Origin of the sequence: Xanthobacter wiegelii, assembly GCF_043193855.2 — a bacterium.
Taxonomy (GTDB): domain Bacteria; phylum Pseudomonadota; class Alphaproteobacteria; order Rhizobiales; family Xanthobacteraceae; genus Xanthobacter; species Xanthobacter flavus_A.
Window position 1 is genome coordinate 3,843,030 of sequence record NZ_CM195529.1, and the last position, 24,341, is coordinate 3,867,370.

17 protein-coding genes are annotated in these 24,341 nt (G+C 68.8%); 10 read left to right on the top strand and 7 right to left on the bottom strand.

The window, feature by feature from the left end:
• Positions 1 to 68 precede the first annotated feature (68 nt).
• On the top strand, positions 69 to 2,114 hold the full coding sequence (locus V5F63_RS17935) for an NAD(+) synthase (RefSeq protein WP_394100703.1): 2,046 nt from the start codon (positions 69 to 71) through the stop codon (positions 2,112 to 2,114).
• Between the two features lie 373 nt (positions 2,115 to 2,487).
• The gene (locus V5F63_RS17940) at positions 2,488 to 4,734 is read left to right on the top strand and encodes a fibronectin type III domain-containing protein (protein WP_394100702.1); all 2,247 of its coding nucleotides are present in this window, start codon (positions 2,488 to 2,490) and stop codon (positions 4,732 to 4,734) included.
• Between the two features lie 21 nt (positions 4,735 to 4,755).
• On the opposite strand, the gene V5F63_RS17945 is transcribed toward V5F63_RS17940, so the two are convergent.
• The gene (locus tag V5F63_RS17945; RefSeq protein WP_394100701.1) at positions 4,756 to 5,805 is read right to left on the bottom strand and encodes a GlxA family transcriptional regulator; all 1,050 of its coding nucleotides are present in this window, start codon (positions 5,803 to 5,805) and stop codon (positions 4,756 to 4,758) included.
• A 150-nt stretch (positions 5,806 to 5,955) separates the two neighbouring features.
• Here V5F63_RS17945 and V5F63_RS17950 point away from each other — a divergent pair, with 150 nt between their 5' ends.
• From V5F63_RS17950 to phnE (V5F63_RS17975), 6 genes are all read left to right on the top strand, one after another.
• On the top strand, positions 5,956 to 7,302 hold the full coding sequence (locus tag V5F63_RS17950) for an L-serine ammonia-lyase (protein WP_394100700.1): 1,347 nt from the start codon (positions 5,956 to 5,958) through the stop codon (positions 7,300 to 7,302).
• Between the two features lie 156 nt (positions 7,303 to 7,458).
• Positions 7,459 to 8,733 carry an amidase gene (locus V5F63_RS17955; RefSeq protein ID WP_394100699.1) on the top strand — a complete coding sequence of 425 codons (1,275 nt, stop codon included), beginning with the start codon at positions 7,459 to 7,461 and terminating at the stop codon, positions 8,731 to 8,733.
• 753 nt (positions 8,734 to 9,486) lie between these two features.
• On the top strand, positions 9,487 to 10,299 hold the full coding sequence (gene phnC, locus V5F63_RS17960; RefSeq protein ID WP_394027942.1) for a phosphonate ABC transporter ATP-binding protein: 813 nt from the start codon (positions 9,487 to 9,489) through the stop codon (positions 10,297 to 10,299).
• A gap of 86 nt (positions 10,300 to 10,385) precedes the next feature.
• A complete protein-coding gene (phnD, locus tag V5F63_RS17965; RefSeq protein ID WP_209484567.1) occupies positions 10,386 to 11,294 on the top strand; it encodes a phosphonate ABC transporter substrate-binding protein in 909 nt (302 codons plus the stop codon).
• 363 nt (positions 11,295 to 11,657) lie between these two features.
• The gene (gene phnE, locus V5F63_RS17970) at positions 11,658 to 12,542 is read left to right on the top strand and encodes a phosphonate ABC transporter, permease protein PhnE (RefSeq protein WP_209489861.1); all 885 of its coding nucleotides are present in this window, start codon (positions 11,658 to 11,660) and stop codon (positions 12,540 to 12,542) included.
• Positions 12,539 to 13,399 carry a phosphonate ABC transporter, permease protein PhnE gene (phnE, locus tag V5F63_RS17975; RefSeq protein ID WP_209484569.1) on the top strand — a complete coding sequence of 287 codons (861 nt, stop codon included), beginning with the start codon at positions 12,539 to 12,541 and terminating at the stop codon, positions 13,397 to 13,399. The genes phnE (V5F63_RS17970) and phnE (V5F63_RS17975) overlap by 4 nt, the downstream gene beginning before the upstream one ends.
• Positions 13,400 to 13,483: 84 nt before the next feature.
• On the opposite strand, the gene kce is transcribed toward phnE (V5F63_RS17975), so the two are convergent.
• From kce to V5F63_RS18000, 5 genes are all read right to left on the bottom strand, one after another.
• Positions 13,484 to 14,452 (bottom strand): 3,5-dioxohexanoate:acetyl-CoA acetone transferase, encoded by a 969-nt coding sequence (gene kce, locus V5F63_RS17980; protein ID WP_245327210.1) that lies wholly within the window; start codon positions 14,450 to 14,452, stop codon positions 13,484 to 13,486.
• Between the two features lie 46 nt (positions 14,453 to 14,498).
• Complete coding sequence (locus tag V5F63_RS17985) at positions 14,499 to 15,446, bottom strand: 3-hydroxyacyl-CoA dehydrogenase (RefSeq protein WP_394100698.1); 948 nt, start codon at positions 15,444 to 15,446, stop codon at positions 14,499 to 14,501.
• 418 nt (positions 15,447 to 15,864) lie between these two features.
• Positions 15,865 to 18,390: a branched-chain amino acid ABC transporter ATP-binding protein/permease gene (locus V5F63_RS17990; RefSeq protein WP_394100697.1), complete on the bottom strand. Its 2,526-nt coding sequence runs from the start codon at positions 18,388 to 18,390 to the stop codon at positions 15,865 to 15,867.
• Between the two features lie 74 nt (positions 18,391 to 18,464).
• Positions 18,465 to 19,340, bottom strand: a complete 876-nt coding sequence (locus V5F63_RS17995) for a branched-chain amino acid ABC transporter permease (protein ID WP_394028244.1) — start codon at positions 19,338 to 19,340, stop codon at positions 18,465 to 18,467.
• Between the two features lie 451 nt (positions 19,341 to 19,791).
• A complete protein-coding gene (locus tag V5F63_RS18000) occupies positions 19,792 to 21,072 on the bottom strand; it encodes an ABC transporter substrate-binding protein (protein WP_348634234.1) in 1,281 nt (426 codons plus the stop codon).
• A 144-nt stretch (positions 21,073 to 21,216) separates the two neighbouring features.
• On the opposite strand from V5F63_RS18000, the gene V5F63_RS18005 reads away from it, so the two are divergent.
• On the top strand, positions 21,217 to 21,960 hold the full coding sequence (locus V5F63_RS18005; protein WP_394027937.1) for a GntR family transcriptional regulator: 744 nt from the start codon (positions 21,217 to 21,219) through the stop codon (positions 21,958 to 21,960).
• 72 nt (positions 21,961 to 22,032) lie between these two features.
• The gene (locus V5F63_RS18010; RefSeq protein WP_394100696.1) at positions 22,033 to 22,809 is read left to right on the top strand and encodes an SDR family oxidoreductase; all 777 of its coding nucleotides are present in this window, start codon (positions 22,033 to 22,035) and stop codon (positions 22,807 to 22,809) included.
• 66 nt (positions 22,810 to 22,875) lie between these two features.
• Here V5F63_RS18010 and V5F63_RS18015 read toward each other — a convergent pair whose 3' ends face one another.
• Positions 22,876 to 24,318, bottom strand: a complete 1,443-nt coding sequence (locus V5F63_RS18015) for an NAD-dependent succinate-semialdehyde dehydrogenase (RefSeq protein ID WP_394100695.1) — start codon at positions 24,316 to 24,318, stop codon at positions 22,876 to 22,878.
• Positions 24,319 to 24,341: the final 23 nt, after the last annotated feature.

The window sequence follows — 24,341 nt, forward strand, 5'->3', positions numbered from 1 at the left end:
TCCTGCCGGAGATTTCACCGGAGAGTCCGGCCCGCGCCGCCGCGCGGAGCCCGGACGACAGGGACGCGATGCGAGACTTCCGCTGCCTCTACCGCCACGACTTCCTGCGCATCGCCTCCTGCGTGCCGCGCGGGGCCGTGGCGGACCCGAGCTTCGCCGTTGCCGAAACGCTGGAGATGGCGACGCAGGGCCATGAGGCGGGCACCGCGCTGATGCTCTTTCCCGAGCTGGGCCTGTCCGCCTACGCCATCGACGATCTCCTGTTCCAGGCCCCGCTCCTCGATGCGGTGGAGGGCGCGCTCGCGACCCTCGTCGCGGCCTCGGAGGATCTCTCCCCCGTGCTGGTGGTGGGCGCGCCGCTGCGCCATCAGGGCCGGCTCTACAACACGGCGGTGGTGATCCATGCCGGCACCATCCTCGGGGTGGTGCCCAAGAGCTATCTGCCCAACTACCGCGAGTTCTACGAGCGCCGCCACTTCACCCCCGGCCTCGACGAGCACGGCGGATACATCGCGCTGCTCGGCGCCGAAGTGCCGTTTGGTGTGGACCTGCTGTTCCGCTCGGAAGGCGAGGTGCCCTTCACCTTCCATGTGGAGATCTGCGAGGACGTGTGGGTGCCCCTGCCGCCCTCCACGCGCGGCGCGCTCGCCGGCGCCGAGGTGCTGCTCAATCTCTCCGCCAGCAACATCACCATCGGCAAGGCGGAATCCCGCCGGCTCCTGTGCGGCTCGCAATCCGCCCGCTGCGTCGCGGCCTATGCCTATTCGGCGGCGGGGCCGGGGGAATCCACCACCGATCTCGCCTGGGACGGGCATGCCGCCATCTTCGAATATGGCGACACCCTCGCCGAGGCCGAGCGCTTCGCCCCCGACGCGACCATGGCGGTGGCGGACATCGACCTCGGCCGCCTGCGGCAAGAGCGGATGCGCCTCAACACGTTCGGGGAGTGCGCCCGGCTGGAGCGCGACACCGCCCCGCCCTTCCGCACCGCCCATTTCGCCTATGCGCCGCCGGCCGAGCCTGTGCCGCTGAACCGCGACGTGGCGCGCTTCCCCTTCGTGCCCAACGATCCGGCGCGGCTCAGGGAAGACTGCTACGAGGCCTACAACATCCAGGTGCAGGGCCTCGCCCAGCGCCTTGCCGCGACCGGCATGTCGCGGGTGGTCATCGGCGTCTCCGGCGGCCTCGATTCCACGCAGGCGCTGATCGTCGCCGTGCGCGCCATGGACCGCGTCGGCCATCCCCGCTCCAACGTGCTGGCCTATACCCTGCCGGGCTTCGCCACCTCCGACGAGACCAAGGGCAACGCGTGGGCGCTGATGCGCGCGCTCGGCGTGAGCGCGGAGGAGATCGACATCCGCCCCGCCGCGCGGCAGATGCTGGCGGACCTCGGCCACCCCTTCGCGGAGGGCCAGGCGACCTATGACGTGACCTTCGAGAATGTGCAGGCGGGCCTGCGGACGGACTATCTCTTCCGCCTCGCCAACCACCATCGCGGCCTCGTGGTGGGCACCGGCGACCTGTCCGAGCTGGGGCTGGGCTGGTGCACCTATGGCGTCGGGGACCAGATGTCCCATTACAACGTCAACGCCTCGGTGCCGAAGACGCTGATCCAGCACCTCATCCGCTTCGTCGCCGCCTCCGGCGACGTGAGCGAGGAGACGGCGCGCATCCTCCACGCCATCCTCGCCACCGAGATCTCGCCGGAACTGGTGCCGGCGAGCGCGGGCGGCCCCATCCAGTCCACCCAGAGCATCATCGGGCCCTACCCGCTGCAGGACTTCACGCTCTTCTATTTGACCCGCTACGGCTTTCCGCCATCCAAGATCGCCTTCCTCTCGGAGCACGCCTGGGCGGATGCGGACAAGGGCCGCTGGCCGCAGGGCATCCCGCAGGCGGAGCAGCGGGCCTATGACCTTCCCGAAATCCGCCGCTGGATGAAGGTGTTCCTCTCCCGCTTCTTCACCAGCCAGTTCAAGCGCTCGGCGCTGCCCAACGGGCCGAAGATCTCCTCCGGCGGCTCCCTCTCCCCGCGCGGCGACTGGCGCCAGCCCTCCGACAGCGGGCCGGGCGTGTGGCTGGCCGAGCTGGAGCGCAACGTTCCGGAAGCCTAAGGGCAGGCGCCGATCAGGTTTGCGTCGCAATCTGATCGGACGATGCCTCTCGTCGCGTGGCGTGGAACCCGCGCGCCATCTGCCCCGGCAAAACAACCTCCTCGCCCCTGGCTGAATCCGGCCCGACCCGGCGCGTCCCGCGGGGCTGCGCGGCATGGTGCCGGCCATCCATTCAATCAGAGGCTGCGCCCCAAGACCCGTGCCCGCGACACCCGATGGAATCCATCGTTGTTTTCGCATTTTGCGACGATTTTCCTGATATTTATCAAGCCTTTATTGCGGATTCGGCTCCATTTTCCCCTATCGCGAAACGAGCGCGGCGGTATGCTGTGAAGCTCCCGCCCTGGCGGCGGAAGACCAGGTGGAGGGCTGCATGGCAACCGTCTCGATCAACTGGTCGTGGGGCGCCCACGACACAATCGATTTCGACCCGGCCACCGACACGCTCGATTTCGGCTGGATCGGCGCGGACAGCTTCACGATCACCGAGGTCAACGGCTCGGTGGTCATCGACCTGCCCGCCAACAACCACAGCTACACGCTGACGGGCGTCACGCTCGCGGACCTCTCCCTCGCGAACATCACCGGCCATGACGCCTCCATGTTCGCGGAGTGGAGCGATGCCCTCGCCGCGAGCCACGTCATCACCGGCGGCGTCAATACCGTGATCACCGTGGCGCGCAGCACCGACACGGTGCTGGCCTTCGACCCGCAGCACGACACGCTCGACTTCTCCGGCCTGACGGCGGACGACATCGCCATCGCCGAGGCCAACGGCTCGGTCGTGATCTTCCTGCCCAAGTCGCAGCAGACCTACATCCTGGAGGGTGTCAGCCTTCAGGACCTCGCCATCGGCAACATCAAGGGGGCCGACGGCGCCCTGCTCGCCGAGTGGAATGCCGCGCTGAAGGGCGCCGGCACCCCCGCCAGCGCCAGCGCGAGCGCGGGCGCCACGGAGGGCACCACCTATACGGTGGGCTGGCAGTGGAACACCCAGCAGGTGATCGCTTTCGACCCCGCCCACGACACGCTCGATTTCGGCTGGCTCCAGCCGCAGGATTTCTCGCTGGCCGAGGTCAATGGCTCCCTCGTCATCATCCTCGCCTCCAGCCAGCAGACCATCACGCTCGCGGGCGTGACCCTCGCCGATCTGTCGCCGGACGACATCATCGGCAAGACCCGCTTCGTCACCGACGCCTGGGCCGAGGCCATCGCCGAGGCAAAAGGAGAGACGACCGGCGACACCACGGGCACGGTCCCGCCGCAGGTGATCGAGGCGCCGGACTGGTCCGCCGACACGGTCTATACGGCGGGCGATCAGGTCACGGTCGGCCATGTGGTCTACGAGGCCAAGTGGTGGACCCTCGGCAGCGATCCCGAGCACGATTACGGCCCCGCCGGCTCCGGCCATGTGTGGACCCGCGTCGGCTACTCGGACCTGACCCCGGTGGCGCCAGAGACGCCGGAAGATGTCCATGCCGCCACCACCACCGAGACCTCGGTGACGCTGACCTGGGACGCCGCCGAGGTGTTCGGCGTCGGCACGATTTCCGGATATGCCGTCTATCAGGATGGCGAGCTGATCGGCACCACCACCGACCGCAGCTTCAAGGTGGCGGGGCTGGAGGCGGATACGTCCTACAGTTTCTCCATCGTCGCGCTGGACGAGGCTGGAGCCTCGCACCCCTCCCCGGCCGTCTCCGTCACCACCGATCCGGTGGGCACCGATGCGGCGGACCATCAGGTGTTCTCGCCCTATGTGGACCTCTCCATGGTGTCGAGCGCGGCGGACCTGGTTCAGGACGTGAGCGCGGCCGGCATCGATGCCGTCACCCTCGCCTTCGTCGTGGGCACCGGGAGCAACACGATCGGCTTTGCCGGCCTCGGCTCCGGCAATACCCTCGCCGACGGCAGTTCCGTCGCCTCGGTGGTCCACGATCTTCAGGCGCAGGGCGTGGACGTGACCATCTCCTTCGGCGGCGGCCACGGGGAAGAGCCGGCGCTCTATTTCACCGACGCCACGGCCCTCACCGCCGCCTACCAGTCGGTGATCGACACCTATGGCGTGACCTCCCTCGATTTCGACGTGGAAGGCGACGCCCTCACCAACGACGCCGCCAACGCCCTGCGCAACGAGGCGCTGGTGGCGCTGGAGCAGGCCAATCCGGACCTCTCCATCTCCTTCACTTTGCCGGCGCTGACCACCGGCCTGACGCAGGACGACATCGAGCTGCTGCAGGCGGCGCATGCGGCGGGCGTGGACATCGACACCGTCAACATCATGGTGATGAACTACGGGGCGGAGAACGATTCCGGCGACATGGGCCAGGACGCCATCGACGCGGCGGAAGCCACCATCGCCCAGCTCGAAGCCCTCGGCATCGATGCCAAGGTGGGCATCACGCCCATGATCGGCATCAACGACGTGCGCAGCGAGGTGTTCACCCTCGAGGACGCGCAGCAGCTGGTGGACTATGCGGACGGCAACGACCACATCGCGTCCATCGCCATGTGGTCCCTCGGCCGCGACCATGGCGACGCGCCGGGCCATCTGACCAACGACAGCAGCGGCGTGGCCCAGCACGACTGGGACTTCGCCAAGATATTCGCGACAGTCTGATCCTCGCGAGGAACGCGCGGCCTACGGCGTCTCGAACACCCGCCCCTCGCCATCGGCCGCGCCCCGCCCGGGGCGCGGCGCCGCCGTGCGGCGGAAGGCGGCGGGGGTTGCGCCGAAGCGGGCCTTGAAGGCGCGGCCGAAATGGGAGCCGTCGGCAAAGCCGAGGTCGGCGGCGATGCGGGCGGCGGAAAAGCGCGTGTTGGCCAGCATCCAGCGCGCATGGCGCAGGCGCAGCGCCAGATAGCTCTCCTGCGGGCTCTCGCTGAGGCGATCCGCGAACAGCCGCTCCAATTGGCGCACGCTCAGCCCCAGCGCATCGGCGATGGCGGCGATGGCCAGCGGCTCGGCGAGGTTCTGCTCCATCAGCAGCAGCGCGCGGGAGACGCGGGCATCGTCCACCGTGCCTTCCGCGAGGCGCGGCGCCGGCTGGGCGCTCTCGGCCGCGCGGGGGCGGTCGATGAGGAGGATGTTGAGCGCCTTCTGGGCCGTGGCCGCGCCGAGATGCTCGGTGACGAGGCGGGCGGCAAGGTCCGCGACGCCCGCCCCGCCCGAGCAGGTGATGCGGTCGCCATCCACCACGAACAATTGGTCCGCCACCGGCACGAGGGTGGGGAATTCGTCGAGAAAATCGCGGTAGTGATACCAGCTCACGCAGCATTTGCGCTGCGCCATCAGCCCCAGCCGGCAGAGCAGGAACGAGCCGGTGCACACGCCGATGAGCGGCACGCCCGCCACCGCCGCGCGCTTCAGATAATCCCCCAGCGGATCGGCCTGCGCCGGCACCCCGCGCAGCAGGCCGCCCACCGCCACGATGTAGTCGAACTCCCGCGGGTCGAGCAGCTCGGAGGTGGGCTGGATGTCGATGCCGCAGGAGGAGCGCGCGGGCCGCAGGCGCGGGCTCATCACCTGCCACGAGCAGTCGATGGGGCGCGAGCGGTCGCCCTTGTCGGCGGCGAGGCGCAGCACGTCCACGAAGCTGGAGAAGGCCGTCAGCGTGAAGTTCGGCAGGAGCACGAACCCCACCCTGAGCTTGGCGGACGGCGTGGCGCGGGCGGAGAAAACGTGTCGCATCTGTTCCAGACGAAAGTCGCAAGGGGACGAGCGGTCGCCCTCGCCGGCCAGCATGATGGAGCTTCGCCCCGGTGCCTGAGCGGGTCAAGACGGGCGCGACAAGTCCTTGGGATACCGATAGAACAAGATCGCCGCCCCTGGAGGGACCGGATGACCAGCGTGTTCGACCTGTTCAAGATCGGCATCGGGCCGTCCTCGTCCCACACGGTCGGCCCCATGGTGGCGGCGCGCCGCTTCCGGGAGGCGCTGCCCGCCGGCACCCGTCGCATCACCGCCGAGCTGTTCGGCTCTCTGGCCTGGACCGGCAAGGGCCACGCCTCCGACCGCGCCATAGCGCTCGGCCTCATGGGCGCGCGGCCTGAGACGCTGGAGCCGGACGACGTGCCGGGGATGGTGGCGCGGCTCACCATCCGCAAGTCCATCGAGGTCAACGGCGCGCGGATCGCGTTCGACCCCGAGGCCGACCTGATCTTCGATTTCGACGCGCTGATGCCGCTGCACTCCAACGCCATGCGCTTTCGGGCCTATGGCGAAGACGGCGCCCTCATCGATGAACAGATCTTCTATTCCGTCGGCGGCGGCTTCGTGGTGGCGGAGGGTGAGGCGCGCGAGCCGGAGGCGGTTGAGGTGCCCCACCCGTTCGCGAAAGCCTCGGAGCTGCTCTCCGCCTGCGCCCGCACCGGGCTTTCCATCGCCGGCCTGCAGATGGCCAATGAATGCGCGCTGCGTCCGGCGGACGAGGTGGAGGCGCGGCTGGACGCGCTCCTCGCGGCCATGTTCGCCTCCATCGATCGCGGCCTCGCGCAGGAGGGCACCCTGCCCGGCCGGCTGCGCGTGCGGCGACGGGCCAAGGCCATCCGTGACCAGTTGGAGGCGGACCGCCTCGCCAACCGCCGGCCGCCGCACGAGATCATGGACTGGGTCTCCGTCTTCGCCATGGCGGTGAACGAGGAGAATGCGGCCGGCGGGCGCATCGTCACCGCCCCCACCAACGGCGCGGCGGGCATCGTGCCGGCGGTGCTGCGCTATGTGCGCGACATCTGCCCGGACACCACCCACGCCCAGTTGCGCGACTTCCTGCTGACGGCTGCGGCGGTGGGGGCGCTCATCAAGCGCAACGCCTCCATCTCCGGCGCGGAGGTGGGCTGCCAGGGCGAGGTGGGCTCCGCTGCCGCCATGGCTGCGGCGGGGCTCGCCTGCGTGCTCGGGGCGAGCCCGGCGCAGATCGAGAACGCCGCCGAGATCGCCATGGAGCATCATCTCGGCATGACGTGCGATCCCATCGGCGGGCTGGTGCAGATCCCCTGCATCGAGCGCAACGCCTTCGGCGCCAACAAGGCCATCGCCGCCGCCTCCCTCGCGATGCGGGGCGACGGCGTGCACCTCGTCTCGCTGGATCAGGTCATCGAGACCATGCGCCAGACGGGGGCGGACATGCAGTCCAAATACAAGGAGACCTCGCAAGGCGGCCTCGCGGTGAACGTCCCGGAGTGCTGAGGGGGGCACCGCATTCAAACGCGCTGCCGTCACCCTCCGGTCTAGCCGGAGGACGACGCGGATCGGCCGAGCATCTTCCTCACCGCGCCCCCCACCATTGCCTCCGCCGCCCGCCTTGCGCATGGTGGCGGCCCTTCGATGCCGCAGAGTGAGCGTATGAGCCTGCCGTCCCCCCTGTCCGCCCGTGATCTCGCCCACGCCATCCGCTCCGGCCGCACCACGCCGCAAGCCGTGCTCGAACAGGTCGCGGAGGCCATCGCCGCGCGGGAAGGCGAGGTGGGCGCGTTCGTCACCCTCGCGCTCGACGAGGCCCGCGCCGCCGCCCGCGCGCCGGGCCTTGCCGCGAGGCCGCTCGCCGGCCTGCCGGTGGGGGTGAAGGACATCATCGACACCCGCGACATGCCCACCACCTACGGCAGCCCCATCTATGACGGCTATCGTCCGCGCACCGACGCGCCCGTGGTGGCGATGACGCGCCGGGCCGGCGGCCTTGTCGTGGGCAAGACCGAGACCACCGAGTTCGCCTTCCTGGAGCCGGCGCGCACCCGCAACCCGCGCCACCTCGGCTTCTCACCCGGCGGCTCTTCCGCCGGGTCGGCGGCGGCGGTGGCGGCGGGGATGCTGCCGCTGGCGCTCGGCACCCAGACCGGCGGATCGGTGATCCGCCCGGCCGCCTTCTGCGGCGTCACCGGCTACAAGCCCACCTTCCGCCTGCTGCCCACGCTGGGCATGAAGACCTTCTCCTGGCATCTGGACACGATCGGCCTGTTCGGCGCGCGGGTGCGCGACGTGGCGTTCGCCGCCGATGCCATCGCCGGGCGTGGCCTCGACATCGGGGACGAGACCGCCGTCGCGCCCCGCATCGCCATCGTGCGCACCGCCCGCGCCGGCGCCGCCTCGCCCGACGCCCACGCCGCGCTGGAGACGGCTGCCCGCGCCGCCGAGGCGAAGGGCGCGCGCATCTTCGATCTGGAATTGCCCGAAGCGCTGGAGGCGGCCGACGCCATCCACGGCACGGTGCAGGATTTCGAGGCGGCGCTCGCCCTTGGCGACGAACTGACCTATGACGCCGATCGCCTCTCGCCGCTGCTGCGCGGCCATCTGGAGGCCGCGCGCACGATCCCGCCCGATCTTTATGACGGCGCCCGGCGCACCGCGAAGCGGGCGCGGCACGCGCTGGGCGACGTGTTCGCGGACGTGGACGCGCTCCTCACCTTCTCCGCCCCCGGCCCGGCGCCGGAGGGATTCGCCAGCACCGGCTCGGCCATCTTCAACCGGCTGTGGACCCTGATGGGCTGCCCGGCGATCAATGTGGCGGGCCTTTCCGCCGCCAACGGCATGCCCGTGGGCGTGCAGGTGGTAGGGCGTTTTGGCCGCGACCGGCAGGCGCTCGGCGTCGCGAACCTCGTGGAAGCCGCCATCGCGCTCTGAAATGCAGTATTCCACCGCCGCGTACCGTGCGCCGCAGCGGAAGGGAAAGCATAGAGGCAGGCTGCACTTGGCCCGTGCTGCACTGCGGAAAGTCATGCGCTGCAATAGTTTGCAGCGGCGATGCAGCACAACTTACCTCTTTTCGCAGTCTGAGAGTTTGTTAAGCTTCTCTCAAGATCGACCCTGCGAGGCACAAGGTGACATTCGGCCATCTCCTCACCGTGATCGAGACGTGCGCAGCCTTCGGCTTTGTCGGCGCTGTGCTGCTCGGTCTGGTCTGAGGTTCGGACCCGCCACCGCCCTTAGGGACCCGAGAACACAAAGAACCGAGGTCCGGTCGATCGAGGGCGCCGGGGAGCCAGACTCCCCGGCGCCGCTCGTTTCAGGGTCCGGACTCGCGGGCAGTCGCGCTACCGGATACCGTCCCCCTTCTGGCCGCCCTTCATGACACGCCTTTGACAGCACGCTTGGACCCCGTGGGGCACCGTCACAAACGGCCTGTCACACCGGCGCCCCCACCGCCGCCAGCGTGATTGCGTCCGCGCGCCCCGCATCCCCTCCTCCAAACATCGTCAATCCTTCCGCCATCGTCATATGGGTGTTGCGGAGCAACGCTATCGATCGGTCCGACGCGCCGGTGTGCGATCGGTCCGGGTCCGTCCCCCCGCTCCACCACCGGCCACTGGATCGAGACTGCGCTGTCCGGCCGGCTTGCCCTGCAAGCCGGCCGTCGCGTGCTCTGGGAGCCTGCGGATGCTGGTGATCGAGGGCCTCACCCGACGCTTCGGCGACAAGGAGGCCGTATCCAACGTGAATCTCGAGATCGGCCAGGGCGCCTTCGTGGGCGTCATCGGCCGGTCGGGCGCCGGCAAGTCCACCCTGCTGCGCATGGTGAACCGCCTGCAGGACCCCTCCTCCGGCCGGATCTCGTTCGACGGACGGGACGTGACCGCCCTCAAGGGCCGCGCGCTGCGCGAGTGGCGCGCCGAGGCGGCGATGATCTTCCAGCAGTTCAATCTGGTCGGCCGGCTGGACGTGCTGACCAACGTGCTCATGGGCCGCCTCGCCACGGTGCCCGCGTGGCGCGCCCTCACCAAGAGCTGGAGCGCGGATGACCGGGCCATCGCCCTCTCCGCCCTCGACCAGTTCGACATCGCCACCCTTGCCGCGCAGCGCGCCGACAGCCTCTCCGGCGGCCAGCAGCAGCGCGTGGCCATCGCCCGCGCGCTGGCGCAGGAGCCGGCGCTGATCCTCGCCGACGAGCCCATCGCCTCGCTCGACCCGCGCAACACCAAGATCGTGATGGATGCGCTTTTGCGCATCAACAAGCACTTCGGCATCACCGTGCTGTGCAACCTGCACTCGCTCGATCTCGCCCGCGCCTATTGCGACCGCCTCGTGGGCATGGCGCAGGGCCGCGTGGTGTTCGACGGCGCCCCGGCGGCGCTGACCAATGCGGTGGCGCACGACCTCTACGGCCTCGAGGCCGGCGAGGTGATGGACATGCCGGCCGGACGGCCCGCTGCCGTCCAGGACGGTATCCCCGAAGCGGCCGCCCTCGCCTGAGCGCGCGCCTCCCGCGCCGACCCGCGACCGCGGGCCGGCCGCATCGCCTTGTTCACGTTCGATTTCGTCCGACAGGAGCACCAGACATGCTGAACCGTCGTAGCCTGATCGCGGCCGCCGCCGCGCTCGTGATGTCCGCCGGCACCGCCGCAGCGCAGGACTGGAAGGCGAAGTATCCCGAGCTGGTGTTCGCGGTGATCCCGGCCGAGAACGCCTCGGGCGTGACCGACCGCTACCAGCCGCTCATGGACTATCTCTCCAAGGAGCTCGGCACCAAGGTGACACTGCGCGTCGCCAACGACTACGCGGCCGTCATCGAGGGCCAGCGCGCCGGCAACATCCAGATCGCCTCCTACGGCCCCTCGTCCTTCGCCCGCGCGCTGATGACCGGCGCCAAGATCGACGCCTTCGCCATCGAGGTGAACCTCGACGGCACCAAGGGCTATCACTCGGTGCTCTATGTGAAGGCCGACAGCCCCTACAAGTCCATCGAGGACCTGAAGGGCAAGAACCTCTGCCTGGTCGATCCCAACTCCACCTCCGGCAACAACGTGCCGCGCTTCGCCCTGAACAAGATGGGCGTCAAGCCCGACGACTTCTTCGGCAAGGTGGTCTACGCCGGCTCGCACGAGAACGCCGTCATCGCCGTGCAGCAGGGCACCTGCGATGCCGCCTTCAACTGGTGGAACGACGCGCAGGAATCCAACCTCAAGCGCATGGAGCGCAAGGGGATGGCGAAGTACGACGACTTCCGCATCATCTTCACGTCCGACCAGATCGTGAACTCGCCCTTCGCCTATCTCTCGGACCTGCCGGCCGACCTGAAGGCCAAGATCCGCGACGCCTTCTTCTCGATCCAGACCAAGGACAAGGCCGCCTTCGACCGCATCTATGAAGGCAAGCAGCAGCCCTGGCAGCCCATCGACAACGAGGCCTATGTGCAGATCATCGAGCTGAACAAGTTCGTCGACGAGCTGCGCAAGAAGAAGAGCTGAGGCGCGCTCTCCGCCTCTCCTCGGCCCGCGTGCCGCAGGCCCCTCTCCCTGTCGTCCTCCGGCTTGACCGGAGGACCCATGGCAGGAGCGGGCAAGCTGCCCGGGGGAGAGATGGATGCTCCGGTCAAGCCGGAGCGTGACGGCGGGTAGAAACCCCTTCCCCGGACAAGCGACGGCGCGGCCGGGGCGTAGATCCGGGGTCTCCAATCTGGGGCCCTGGATCAGGTCCGGCGAAGCCGGCAATGGCCCGCCGGCCTTTTCGTTTGAGCCGCCTCCGGCGCAGTGTTGCGCTGGGCCCCGGCTCTCCTTCCACTGCGCTCCCGCTCCGTTCCAGTCGGCCGGGGCGCGAGGGAGAACATGGTCTTGTCCCACGCCATCACCCGGCTGCCCGACGAGCAGATCGCTCCGCTGATCGCCCATTACGATGCGGCGGTGCAGGCGCGGCGGCGGCATACGCTGATCGTCGCCGGCGTGATCGCCGTGTGCATCGTGCTCGCCGCCTGGATGGGCGAGGTGAAGCCGGCGGTCTTCTTCGCCCATGCCGACCGGCTGCCCAATTACTTCTGGAGCATCACCCCGGTCCTGCGCTGGGACACCCTCGGCGCCGACCTCGCCGAGTGGTACTGGAACCTCGATCACTGGCTGAAGCTGCTGGCGGATACGATCCTGATCGCCTATCTCGGCACGCTCATGGGGGCCATCGGCGGCTTCTGCCTGTGCTTCCTCGCCAGCGCCAATCTGGTGCGGAGCCCTTGGATCCGGCTCGGCGCGCGGCGCTTTCTCGAATTCTGCCGCACGGTGCCGGAGCTGGTGTTCGCGCTGCTGTTCGTGGTGGCCTTCGGCCTCGGCCCGCTGCCGGGCGTGCTGGCCCTCGCCATCCACACCATGGGCGCGCTGGGCAAATTGTTCGCCGAGGTGGTGGAAAACATCGACATGAAGCCGGTGGAGGGCGCCACCGCCTCCGGCGCCTCCTGGCTCACCACCGTGCGCTTCGCCGTGGTGCCGCAGGTGCTCTCCAACTTCGCCTCCTACGGCCTGCTACGCTTCGAGGTCAACGTGCGGGAGGCCTCCATCATGGGCTTCGTCGGCGCCGGCGGCATCGGGCAGGATCTCGTGGAGGCCATCCGCAAGTTCTATTATTCGGATGTCTCCGCCATCCTCCTCCTCATCATCGCGACGGTGATGGTGATCGATCTCGTCACCGAGCAGGTGCGCCATCGCCTGCTCGGCTTCGGAGCGCAGCGATGAGCCGGGCGCGCATCACCCTCTCGGGCGAGGAGCGCGCGCGCCTCGCCGCCGCCCATCCGCACCTTGTCGCGCCGCCCGTCGACACGCGGGTCCGCGTGGGCGTCATCATCGCGGTGTTCGCCGGCATCGCCGCCTTCGGCTTCTGGCAGCTCGGCTTCAATTTCGACCGGCTCGGCACCGGCATCGGGCAGCTCGCCCATTTCGTCACGCTGATGATGCCGCCCGATCCCGGCACCCAGCTGCCGCTCTATATCCACGCGCTGGGCGAGACGCTGGCCATCGCCTTCCTCGGCACGCTGGGCGGGGCACTCATCGCCTTTCCCTTCGGCTTCCTCGCGGCGAAGAACGTCATCCCCAACATCTTCGCCCATTTCACTGTCCGCCGCGTGCTCGACACGGTGCGCGGCGTGGACCGGCTGATCTGGGCGCTGATCTATGTGACGGTGGTGGGCCTCGGCCCGTTCGCCGGCATCCTCGCCATCGCCACCGCGAGCTTCGCCGAGCTGGGCAAGCTGTTCTCCGAGGCCGTGGAGGCGCTGGATCGCAAGCCCGTGGAGGGCGTCGTCTCCACCGGCGGCTCGCCCGTGGAGGCGGTGCGCTTCGGCATGCTGCCGCAGGTGCTGCCGGTGCTGGCGAGCCAGCTGCTCTATTATTTCGAATCCAACGCCCGCCAGTCCACCATCGTCGGCATCGTCGGCGCGGGCGGCCTCGGCCTTCACCTCGCCGAGCAGATCCGCGTGCTGGAATGGCAGAAGGTGTCGTTTCTCATCCTGATGATGCTCATCATGGTGGCGGTGATCGACTTCATCTCCTCCCGCCTGCGCTTCGCCATCATCGGCAAATCCCGCATCGGCTGACGCGCGCATCCGCTGAAACGCATCGTGCGCCGGCGCGAAGCCGACGCACGATGGCGGAACCGCGTGGGGGCGCCCCGCGCGGCCTCAGATGTTGGTCTTGTCCGCGCCCTTCAATTCGAGGATCTCGCGTGCCTCGTCGGGGCTCGCGACTTCCAGGCCCAGGCCCTCGATGATCTTGGCGGCGAGCTTCACCTGATCGGCGTTGGAGGTGGCGAGCTTGCCGCGCCCGGCCCAGAGCGAATCCTCCAGCCCCACGCGGATGTTGCCGCCCATGGAGGCGGCCATGGCGGCGATGGGGAGCTGGTTGCGGCCGGCGCCCAGCACGGACCAGCGATACTGATCGCCGAACAGCCGGTCGCAGGTGCGCTTCATGTGCATCACGTCCTCGGGATGGGGACCGATGCCGCCGAGAAGCCCGAACACGGACTGCACGAACAGCGGCGGCTTCACCAGCCCGCGCTCCAGGAAGTGCGCGAGATTGTAGAGATGGCCGATATCGTAGCACTCGAACTCGAAGCGCGTGCCGTTATCGTAGCAGGTGGTCAGGATATATTCGATATCCTTGAAGGTGTTGCGGAAGACGAGATCGCGCGTGTTCTCAAGATGCGTCTTCTCCCACGGGTGCTTGAACTCCTTGTACTTGTCGAGCAGGTGGAACAGCCCGAAATTCATGGAGCCCATGTTGAGGGAGGCCACTTCCGGCTTGAAGGTGGCGGCGGGCAGCACGCGCTCCTCCACCTTCATGTAGGGGCTGCCGCCGGAGGTGATGTTGATGACCGCGCTCGTCGCCTGCTTGATGCGCGGCAGGAAGGGCGCGAAGGCCTCCGGCGTCTGGTCCGGCTGGCCGGTCTCGGGGTTTCGGGCATGCAGATGCAGGATGGCCGCGCCGGCCTCGGCCGCCTTCAGCGCATCGGCGACGATCTCGTCCGGCGTGATGGGCAGGTAGGGCGACATGGTGGGCGTGTGGATCGCCCCCGTGATGGCGCAGGTGATGATGACCTTGCGATTGGATTTCTTGGCGGGGGCGGCCTCGGTCATGACGGTCTCATTCATGGCGGTCTTGCCTCGTTTCTCGGGAATGTCGAAGGGTCGGAAAGGGTCAGGCGCCGATATCCTTGTCGGCCTTGCGCTTGTGGGCGGCGAGCGCCATCAGCCGGCGGTCGCGCCACACCTGCCGCTCCTGAAGCGCATCGTGGGACAGGCGCGCGCGGCGCTCCGCCAGCACGGTCTCCAGCACCGGGCCGGCCCAATCCACCCGGCGCCACTGGTCGGGCGAGATGCGCTCATAGATCTGCTGGTAGCGCGCCACATAGTCCGCGACGCCGCCGGGCGCGTTGAGATCGATGGTCTCGAACGGCCCCATGAAGGACCAGCGCAGCGCCAGCCCCTCGCGGATGCCGATGTCCACGTCCTCGACGCTGGCGTATCCATCGGCGACGAGGCGGAACGCCTCCTCCAGCAGCGCGCCCTGCATGCGGTTCATCACGAAGCCGTCCAGCTCGCGCTTCATCACGATGGGCGACTGACCGGCGGCGCGCATGAGATCGGCGGCGCGGGCCATGGTCTCGGCCGCCGTCCAAGGCGCGGGCACCACCTCCACGGCGGGGATCAGATAGGGCGGATTGATGGGGTGGCACACGCACACCCGCTCGCGATGCTTCAAGCCTTCCGAGAAGCGCGAGGGCAGGATCGCCGAGGTGGAGGAGGCGAGCACGGTCTCCGGCGCCGCCAGCGCATCGAGTTCGGCATAGAGCGCCTGCTTGAGGGCGAGGTCTTCCGGCGCATTCTCCTGCGCATGGACAGCGCCTTCCAGCGCTTCGGCATAAGAGCCGGCGGCGGAGAGGCGCGCGCGCACGGCCTCGGGGGTGTTGCCGTTGAGCAGATCGTTGGCGGCGAGGTCCGGCAGCACGCCCTCGATATAAGCGAGCGCCGCCTCGGGCGCGCCCTGCGCCTTGTCCGCCAGCGCCACGTCGAAGCCGGCGCGGGCGAAGGTGATGGCCCAGGCCCGGCCGATGAAGCCGGAGCCAATGATGGCGATCTTGGTCATGGAAGCCTCATTGCGGAGGAAAATCCCTTCTCCCCTCGCGGGAGAAGGTGGATCGCGGCATAGCCGCGAGCCGGATGAGGGGGGCTGCCCCGGACCAGCGACGGCGCAGCCGGAGCGCCGAGCCGGGGCCCAGGGGAAAAGTCGGCGCAGCTGGCGATGCCCGAAGGCCGCCGTGCGAGAGCCGGACGACCCTTCTCCCCCCGCGGGAGAAGGTGGATCGCGGCAAGGCCGCGAGACGGATGAGGGGGTGGTGTCGTTCGGCCGATGAGTGCGAGGGTGGAGAGGCCCCTCCCCCTCACCCCCGCCCCCTCTCCCGCCCGCACTCGGCAGTTGCCGAGTGCGGTTGGTGGAAGTCGAAGTCGGCAACAGCCGACTTCGAGGGGAGAGGGGAGGATCGCGGAGATCACACGGCCGCCCCTCACAGCCACAGCACTTGCCTTCTCAGATCGAGGTCGCGCGCCAGCGGGCGGGCGGGGCCTTCGTGGACCACCTCGCCGCGCTCCAGCACCACGGCGCGGTCGGCGAGGTTCAGCACCACGTCGAGATGGTGATCCACGATGACGAGCGTGAGCGCATGGCGCAGCCGGTCGAAGGCGTCGAACAGCTCTTCCGTGACCGCCGGGGACAGGCCCTCGAAGGGCTCGTCCAGCAGCAGCACGCGGGTGTCGCCCATCAGCGCGCGGGCCACCGCCACCATCTGCTGCTCGCCGCCGGAGAGGAGGTCGGCCGGCGTGTCGATGCGCTCCTTGAGGCGGGGGAAGAGGTCCAGCACCTCGTCCTCGCTGAAGTGCCGGCCGGCGCCGGTGATGCGCTTGAGGCGCCCCAGTTCGAGGTTGTGGCGCACGCTCATGCCGTGGAACAGCGCCCGGCCCTGCGGCACGTAGCCGACGCCGCGCCGGGCGATGGCGGCGGAGGAGAGGCCCATGAGTTCTTCGCCCGCCAAGGTCAGGGAGCCGTTCATGGGCTTGACGATGCCGGTGATGGCCTTGAGCAAGGTGGATTTTCCCGCCCCGTTGCGGCCGAGCAGCGCGAGGATCTCGCCCTCCTTCGCCTCCAGCGAGACGCCGGCGAGGATGCGGCTCTTGCCGTAGAAGGCGTCGATGCCGTGGAGGCGCAGCATCGTCTTCTCGGTGGCGGCGGATTCAAGGTCGCGGGCGGCGAGCGCCGCGGCACCGGAGCCGATGTAGACCTCCTGCACGCGCTTGTCGGACCGCGCATCCTCCACCGTGCCGTCCACCAGCACGGCGCCATCGGCCATCACGGTCACGGCGTCGGCCAGTTCGAACACGCGGTCGATGTCGTGCTCCACCAGCAGCACCGGCACCTCGGCGGAGATGTCCTTGATGAGGTTGGAGACGCGCGTGCGCTCCGCCGCCGCGAGGCCCGCGAGCGGCTCGTCCAGCAGCAGCACGCGCGGGCGGGAGGTGAGCGCGAGGCCCATGTCGAGCAGCCGCTGCCCGCCATAGGAGAGCGCGCCGGCCTCCGCCTTCTCCATGCCGGCGACACCGAGGAACGCCACCATCTCCGCCGTCTCGGAATTGATCTCGGGGATGGCGGCGGCATCGCGCCAGGGATTGAGCCGGCTCTTGTGGGTGGCCTGCACGCCGAGGCGCAGGTTTTCCTCCACGCTGAGCGTCGGGAACAGGTTGGTGATCTGGAAGGAGCGCGCGAGGCCCTTCATGCACACGGCGTTGGGCGCGAGCCCGTCGATGCGCTCCCCGGCGAGGCGGATCTCGCCGGCATTGGGGGCGAACATGCCGGAAATCATGTTGAAGGTGGTGGTCTTGCCCGCGCCGTTGGGGCCGATGAGGGCGTGGAGCGTCCTGTCCTTCACCGCCACCGCGCCGGCCCGCACCGCCTTGATGGCGCCGAAGCCGAGCGCCAGGTCCTTCGCCTCCAGGAGCGGCGCGGCGCTCTCCCACCGCGCGCGGGCGGTGAGGGAGGAGGGCAAGGGCCGCTTCTCGGCGGAGGAGCGCCGGCCCATGGCGGCGGCCTCGATGGTCTTCTTCCTCAGCGGCGCCAGCAGCCGGCCGGCGACGCCCACGAGCCCGGTGGGCGAGAAGACGATGAAGGCCATGAACAGGAGGCCGAAGAAGAACAGCCAGTTCGGCGTCCACATGGAGAGGAATTCGCGGAACAGCACGAAGAACAGCGCGCCCAGCGCCGGCCCGAGGAAGGAGCGCATGCCGCCGATGACCACCATGGCCAGCAACTCGCCCGAGAAGGCGATGGCGATGGGATCGGCCGAGGCGAAGCGGTGGTTGAAGGCGACGAGCGCGCCGGCGAACGCTGTCAGCCCCGCCGAGAGGGTGAAGCAGGCGATCTTGTAGGCCCGCGTGTCGTAGCCGATGAAGCGCGCCCGCTGCTCGTTCTCGCGGATGGCGACGAGCACCGTGCCCACCGGCGAGCGCACGAAGCGCTGGAGCTTGTAGATGATGACGAAGGCCACCGCCGCCACCACCCAGTAGAAGGTGGCGTTGCGGTCGAGGTCGAGGCCGAAGAAGGGTCCGCGATTGACGCCGCCGAGCCCGTTCTCGCCGCCCGTCACCGCCGTCCAGCGGAAGGCGACGGTATAGAGGAGCGCGGTCAAAGCCAGCGTCAGCAGCGAGAAATAGACGCCGCGCCGGCGCAGCACCACATAGCCCACGGGGATCGCCGCCAGCGTCACCAGCGCCGCCGCCGGCACCGCGAGGGCGACGCCCCAGTCGGGAAACAGCCGCTGCTGCAGCAGCGCCGCCGCATAGGCGCCGAGGCCGAACCACGCGCCATGGCCGAAGGAGACGAGGCCGGTGTAGCCGACGAGCAGGTTCAGCGCCATGCAGGCGAGCGCGAGGATCACCACGTCGGTGGCGGAGGTCACCGTCAGGCCGAGGGCGGACAGCAGCGCCGGCAGCACAGCCAGAGCCACCGCGGCGACGATGAGGTTGGCATTGCGAGCGAGCATCGCGGCTCCTGAAGAGGAAGGTGTCGCAGTCACGGCGGGAGCGTTGGGGGCGGCGGAGGTCTTCAGCATGGCGGTCACTCGAAGCGCAGGATGCGCTCGCCGAACAGGCCGCGCGGACGGGTGAGCAGCACCGCCAGCATGAGCACGTACATGGACGCCTCGGCCGCCGGCGGGATGAAATAGACCGTCAGCCCGCGCACGAGGCCCACCAGCAGCCCGGCCGCCACCACGCCCCAGAACGAGCCGAGGCCGCCGATGACCACCACCACGAAGGCGGCGGTGAGGATTTCCGAGCCCATGGCCGGATGCACGCCGGAGATGGGCGCGAGCATGATGCCGGCGAGGCCCGCGAGGCCGATGCCGATGGCCGCCACCGCCGTGAGATAGGGCGTGAGCGAGATGCCGAGCGCGCCCACCATGTCCGGGTTCTGCACGCCCGCCCGCACCACGCGGCCGAAGGCGGTGCGCTGGAGCAGCAGCCACAGGCCGAGCACCGCCACCGCCGCCACCACCAGGATGGCGAGGCGATAGCGCGAATAGATGAAGTCGCCGAGGAAGATCTGGCCGCGCAGGAATTCGGGGATCGAGAAGGGAATGGGCGTCGCGCCGAAGGCCATGCGCAGCGCCTGCTCGATCACCATGGCGAGGCCGAAGGTGAGCAGCAGCGAGAGGATGGGATCAGCCCGGTAGAAGCGCGAAAACAGGGTGCGCTCGATGACCATGCCGATGAGCGCCACCGACAGCGGCGCCGCGACGAAGGCGGCGGGAAAGCCGAAGCGGTTGCCGACCTCGACGCCGATATAGGCGCCGATGGCATAGAAGCCGCCATGGGCAAGGTTCACGATGCCGCCAAGGGAAAAGATGAGCGAGAGGCCCAGCGCGATCAGCAGATAGGCGACACCCACAAGAAGCCCGTTGAGCAATTGCTCGATGAGGAAGACGAGTTCCATGGGCATGAAGTCTTCTCCGGCCTGAGGCGCTTTTACTGACAGACATCGACGGCGGACCCCGCGCCGCTCGCCCCCCTCTCCCCTTGCGGGAGAGGGCTGGGGTGAGGGGTACGGCGCCGCAAGAACGGTTGGCCGGCACCTGTGGAGACATCCCCACCCCTCACCCCCGGCCCCTCTCCCGCCCGAACTCGGCTCTTGCCGAGTTCGGTTCGTGAAAGTCGAAGTCGGCAACAGCCGACTTCGAGGGAGAGGGGAGGAGAACGCAGGCGGCCCGACGTGGATGCCCGGCACACGGCCGGGCATGACGGCGGTGAAAGGAAGCCTCTCCCGATGAAAGCGGACCTCCAGACCCGAACCGGCCAAGCCCCCTCTCCCCTTGCGGGAGAGGGTTGGGGTGAGGGGTACAGCGCCGCAAGAGCCGTCGGCCGGCACTGTGGAGGTGCGCGCCCCCTCACCCCGCGGGGAAGGTGCAGGCGTTCTCTTCCGGCGTCGGGGCGATGGCCGAGAGGGCGGTTTCCGCGCCGGGCACGGCGGGGCCGAGGATCATGAGATCCCACTGGTCCTTGACCTCGGCCACCGGGCGGGCGGTCACCGTGTACATCTCCTGGATGAGCTGATGGTCCCAGGAGCGGAAATAGCCCTTGCGCGCCTTGAGGATGTCCAGCTCCGGCTCCTTCTCGAAGAAGGCGATGAGGTCGGCCGCCGCCGTGCTCTTGGTCTCGATCATGGCGCGGGCCACGCTCTTGGTGGCGACGTAATCGCCCCAGGCCTGGTTCTCCGGCGGCTTGCCGAACTTCTTCACGAAGGCCGCGACGAAGGCCTTCGAGCCGGGGGTCGGCACGTCATGGTGCCAGATCATGGGCCAGATGCCGCCGAAGGTGCCCTTGCCGGCGCCCCAGGCCACCGCCGTATCGAAGCCGAAGCCGCCGAACGGATACTTCAGGCCGAATTCCGAATACTGCTTGATGAAGTTGGTGATCTGGTTTCCGGCGAGGTTGGAGATCACCACGTCGGGACGCGACTGGCGCACCTTGAGAAGATAGGGCGAGAAGTCCGTTGCGTCAGTGGGCACCAGTTCGTCGGCGATCACCTCGCCGCCATTCTGGCCGATAAAGCGCTTGGCGACGCGCGACAGATCATGGCCGAAAGCATAGTCGGCGGTGAGGAAGAAGAGTTTCTTGCCCTTGATGAGGCCATCGCGCAGCATCGCCGCGCCCACCGCCTTCACATATTGGGTATTGGCGCCTTCCACATGGAACATGTAACGGTTGCAATCCTTGCCGCGCAGCGCATCGGAATTGCCGCCCGTGTTCACGAACACCACCTTGTTGCGCGCCACAACCTGGGCAATGGCCAGCGCAGAGGCGGACGAGATCTCGCCGATGATGACCGCCGCCTTCTCGCGCTCGATATAGCGCTCCGCCTTCGAGGAGGCGGTGGCGGGGTTCACGCTGTCTTCCATCACGAGGTTGATCTTGCGGCCGTTGATGCCGCCGGCCGCGTTCAGTTCCTCCACCGCGAGCTGCACGCCCATCTGGCCATAGGCCCCGAGCGGGCCAAGGAAGCCGGTGAGCGGCGTGAGATGGCCGAAGGTCACCGTGTCGGCCTGCGCCTTCACGATGGCCGGCATGCCGACGCCGCCGAGAAGCGCGGCCGCGCCGGCGCCCTTCAGGAGCGTGCGGCGGCCGATGGATGCGGACGCAATTCGGGCGTGAAGCGGAAAGTCAGTCACGGCGTCGTCTCCTCCCATGGATCCGGCTTGGATGTTGCGGTGGCAGGATTTTTCCCGTCCGGACCGCACCGGAATGATTGCCGAATGGCTCGGCTATCTGTTATCTGTGATCACACATAGCAGACGCGGAACATGGAACACAAGATGCGATCCGCCACCGATGGCGATGCCCCCGAGGCCCGCGGCGAGGCGCCGGCGGAAACGCTCGATGGCCGCGTCGGCCGCATCGTCCGCCAGACGCTGGCGGATCAGGTCTATGGCGATCTGAAGGAGCTGCTGCTCTCCGGCCGCGCCGCCCCGGGCGAGCGCTTCACTTTGCGCGGGCTCGCCGCCGCCATCGGCACCAGCGCCATGCCGGTGCGCGAGGCCGTGTCGCGCCTCGTCGCCGAGAACGCGCTGGAAGTGCTGCCCAACCGCGCCGTGCGCGTGCCCCTCATGCCCCGCGCCCGCTTCGCCGAATTGCGCCTCATCCGCACGAGCCTCGAAGGCCTCGCCGCCTCCACTGCCGCCCGCGAGGCGACGGCGGACGAGATCGCCGAGGTGGTCCGCTTTGAGCGCGCCTTCGCCGCCGAGCGGGGCAAGAAGAGACCGGACGGCGCCGCCGCCATGCGCCACAACAAGGACCTGCACTTCGCCCTCTACCGCGCCGCCCACCTGCCCACCCTCATGGGCATGATCGAGGGCCTCTGGCTGCAGATCGGTCCCGTCCTCAACCTCGATTTCCGCGCCGGCCCGGAGCGGGTGCGGCAGGGGGAGGCCCACCTCCACCACGCCCGCCTCGTCGCCGCCCTCAAGGCCCGCGATCCGGAGGCGGCACGCGACGCGCTGGTGGCGGATATCTGGAGCGCGGGCGACTTCATCCTCTCGCGCGACGTGCTGCCGGACTGACTCAAAGCTGAATGCGCCCGAATCGGCACCTGACAGCACCGATACCCCACTAGAAAACCTAGGGAGAACGCCATGGACCTCGGCATCGCCGGCATCCGCGTCATCATCACCGCCGGCGCCGGCGGCATCGGCCTGGAGATCGCCCGCGCCTTCCTGAAGGAGGGGGCGAAGGTCGAAGTCTGCGACGTGGACGCCGCCGCGCTGGAAGCCCTGGGCGACACCGCGCCGGGGGCCGTCGGCACCTGGTGCGACGTCTCCGACCGGGCCTCCGTCGCCGCCTTCATGGAGGGTGCGCTGGGCCGCCTCGGCGGCCTCGATGTGCTTGTGAACAATGCGGGAATCGCCGGCCCCACCGGCCGCGTGGACCAGATCTCGCCGGAGGACTGGGACCGGACCCTGGCGGTGGACATCACCGGCCATTTCAACGTCACCCGCCTTGCCGTGCCGGCCCTGAAGGAGAGCGACAACGCCTCCATCATCGGCCTCTCCTCGGCCGCCGGCCGCTTCGGCTTTCCCCTGCGCTCCCCCTATGCGGCAGCGAAGTGGGGGGTGGTCGGGTTCATCAAGTCCCTGGCCATGGAGCTGGGCGAATTCGGTATACGCGCCAATGCCATACTGCCCGGATCGGTGGACGGCCCGCGCATCCGCTCGGTGTTCGAGAACAAGGCGCGGGAGCGCAACATGTCCATGGAGGAGGTGCAGGCGATGGCCCTCTCCGCCACCTCGCTGAAGCGCCTCATCCCGCCGCAACACCTTGCCAATGTTGCAGTTTTCCTGTCGTCCCCGATGGGCTCCACCATCTCCGGCCAGGCCATCGCGGTGGACGGCGACATGCAGATGCTGGTGTAGGCGCCAATACCGCCGCCGCCCTCCAGCCCAGCCGGAGGGCGGCGAAAGTCATTTCCGGCCTGAGGGTTAGATCCCGGCCTGCGACACGAACTTGGGGTTCAGATAGGCCTCGATGGCCTCCGAGCCGCCCTCCGAGCCATAGCCGGAATCCTTGATGCCGCCGAACGGAACCTCAGGCAGCGCAAGGCCCAGGTGGTTGATGGTCATCATGCCGGCCTGCACCCGGTGCGCCACCTGCTGGGCGGTCTTGGCCGAGCGGGTATAGGCATAGGAGGCAAGGCCATAGGGCAGCCGATTGGCCTCGGTGACGGCCTCCTCGAAGTCCGAGAAGGGCAGCATCATGGCCAGCGGGCCGAACGGCTCCTCATTCATCATCCGCATGTCGCGGGTGACGCCGGTGACGACGGTCGGCTCGAAGAAATAGCCCTTGTTGCCAATGCGCGCGCCGCCGGTCGCCACCTCCGCGCCCTTCTGGCGCGCATCGGCGATGAGGGCCTCCATGGCCGGGATGCGGCGCTCGTTGGCAAGCGGCCCCATGGTGGTGCCGGCCTCAAGGCCGTTGCCCACTTTCACCCCCTTGGCGACGGTGACGAAGGCGTCCACAAACTCCTCGTAGACGTTCTCCTGAATGAGATAGCGGGTCGGCGAGACGCACACCTGACCGGCATTGCGGAACTTCGCAGCGGCGATCTGCTTGGCTGCGGCGGTCACGTCGGCATCGTCGAACACGATCACCGGCGAGTGCCCGCCCAGTTCCATGGTGGCGCGCTTCATGTGCTCGCCGGCGAGCGCCGCCAGCTTCTTGCCCACGGGCGTGGAGCCGGTGAAGGTGATCTTGCGGATGGTGGGATGCGGGATGAGATACTCGCTCACCTCAGCCGGCACGCCATAGACAAGCCCGATGACCCCGGCCGGAACGCCCACGTCCACGAAGGCGCGGATCAGCTCGGCGGGCGAGGCCGGCGTCTCCTCCGGCGCCTTCACGATGATGGAGCAGCCGGCCGCCAGGGCGCCGCACAGCTTGCGCACCACCTGGTTGATGGGGAAGTTCCACGGCGTGAAGGCCGCCACCGGCCCCACCGGCTCCTTGATGACGAGCTGGTAGACGCCGGGCGCGCGGGCCGGAATGACCCGGCCATAGGCGCGGCGGGCCTCCTCGGCGAACCAGTCAATGATGTCGGCGGCGGCCAGCGTCTCCATCCGCGCCTCGACCAGCGGCTTTCCCTGCTCCAGCGTCATCAGGCGGGCGATGCCGTCCGCGCGCTCGCGCAGCAGGTCCGCCGCCTTGCGCATGAGCTTGGACCGGTCGAACGCCGACATCTTGCTCCAGGTGGCGAATCCGCGCTCCGTCGCTTCCAGCGCCGCGTCGAGGTCGGCGCGCGAGCAATGGGCGACCGAACCGATCTCCTCCTCCGTGGCGGGATTGATGACCGGGATGCGGCGGCCACCCTCGGCATCGCGCCAGACGCCGTCGATGTGGAGCTGGACGTTCGGATAGGCATCGGACATTGGGTTTTCTCCCTGGGCGTCGC

Coding starts and splice junctions, on each gene's coding strand:
- V5F63_RS17935 (WP_394100703.1), top strand. CDS start 69: ATGCGAGACTTCCGCTGCCTCTACCGCCACGACTTCCTGCGCATCGCC.
- V5F63_RS17940 (WP_394100702.1), top strand. CDS start 2,488: ATGGCAACCGTCTCGATCAACTGGTCGTGGGGCGCCCACGACACAATC.
- V5F63_RS17945 (WP_394100701.1), bottom strand. CDS start 5,805: ATGCGACACGTTTTCTCCGCCCGCGCCACGCCGTCCGCCAAGCTCAGG.
- V5F63_RS17950 (WP_394100700.1), top strand. CDS start 5,956: ATGACCAGCGTGTTCGACCTGTTCAAGATCGGCATCGGGCCGTCCTCG.
- V5F63_RS17955 (WP_394100699.1), top strand. CDS start 7,459: ATGAGCCTGCCGTCCCCCCTGTCCGCCCGTGATCTCGCCCACGCCATC.
- phnC (WP_394027942.1), top strand. CDS start 9,487: ATGCTGGTGATCGAGGGCCTCACCCGACGCTTCGGCGACAAGGAGGCC.
- phnD (WP_209484567.1), top strand. CDS start 10,386: ATGCTGAACCGTCGTAGCCTGATCGCGGCCGCCGCCGCGCTCGTGATG.
- phnE (WP_209484569.1), top strand. CDS start 12,539: ATGAGCCGGGCGCGCATCACCCTCTCGGGCGAGGAGCGCGCGCGCCTC.
- kce (WP_245327210.1), bottom strand. CDS start 14,452: ATGAATGAGACCGTCATGACCGAGGCCGCCCCCGCCAAGAAATCCAAT.
- V5F63_RS17985 (WP_394100698.1), bottom strand. CDS start 15,446: ATGACCAAGATCGCCATCATTGGCTCCGGCTTCATCGGCCGGGCCTGG.
- V5F63_RS17990 (WP_394100697.1), bottom strand. CDS start 18,390: ATGCTCGCTCGCAATGCCAACCTCATCGTCGCCGCGGTGGCTCTGGCT.
- V5F63_RS17995 (WP_394028244.1), bottom strand. CDS start 19,340: ATGGAACTCGTCTTCCTCATCGAGCAATTGCTCAACGGGCTTCTTGTG.
- V5F63_RS18005 (WP_394027937.1), top strand. CDS start 21,217: ATGCGATCCGCCACCGATGGCGATGCCCCCGAGGCCCGCGGCGAGGCG.
- V5F63_RS18010 (WP_394100696.1), top strand. CDS start 22,033: ATGGACCTCGGCATCGCCGGCATCCGCGTCATCATCACCGCCGGCGCC.
- V5F63_RS18015 (WP_394100695.1), bottom strand. CDS start 24,318: ATGTCCGATGCCTATCCGAACGTCCAGCTCCACATCGACGGCGTCTGG.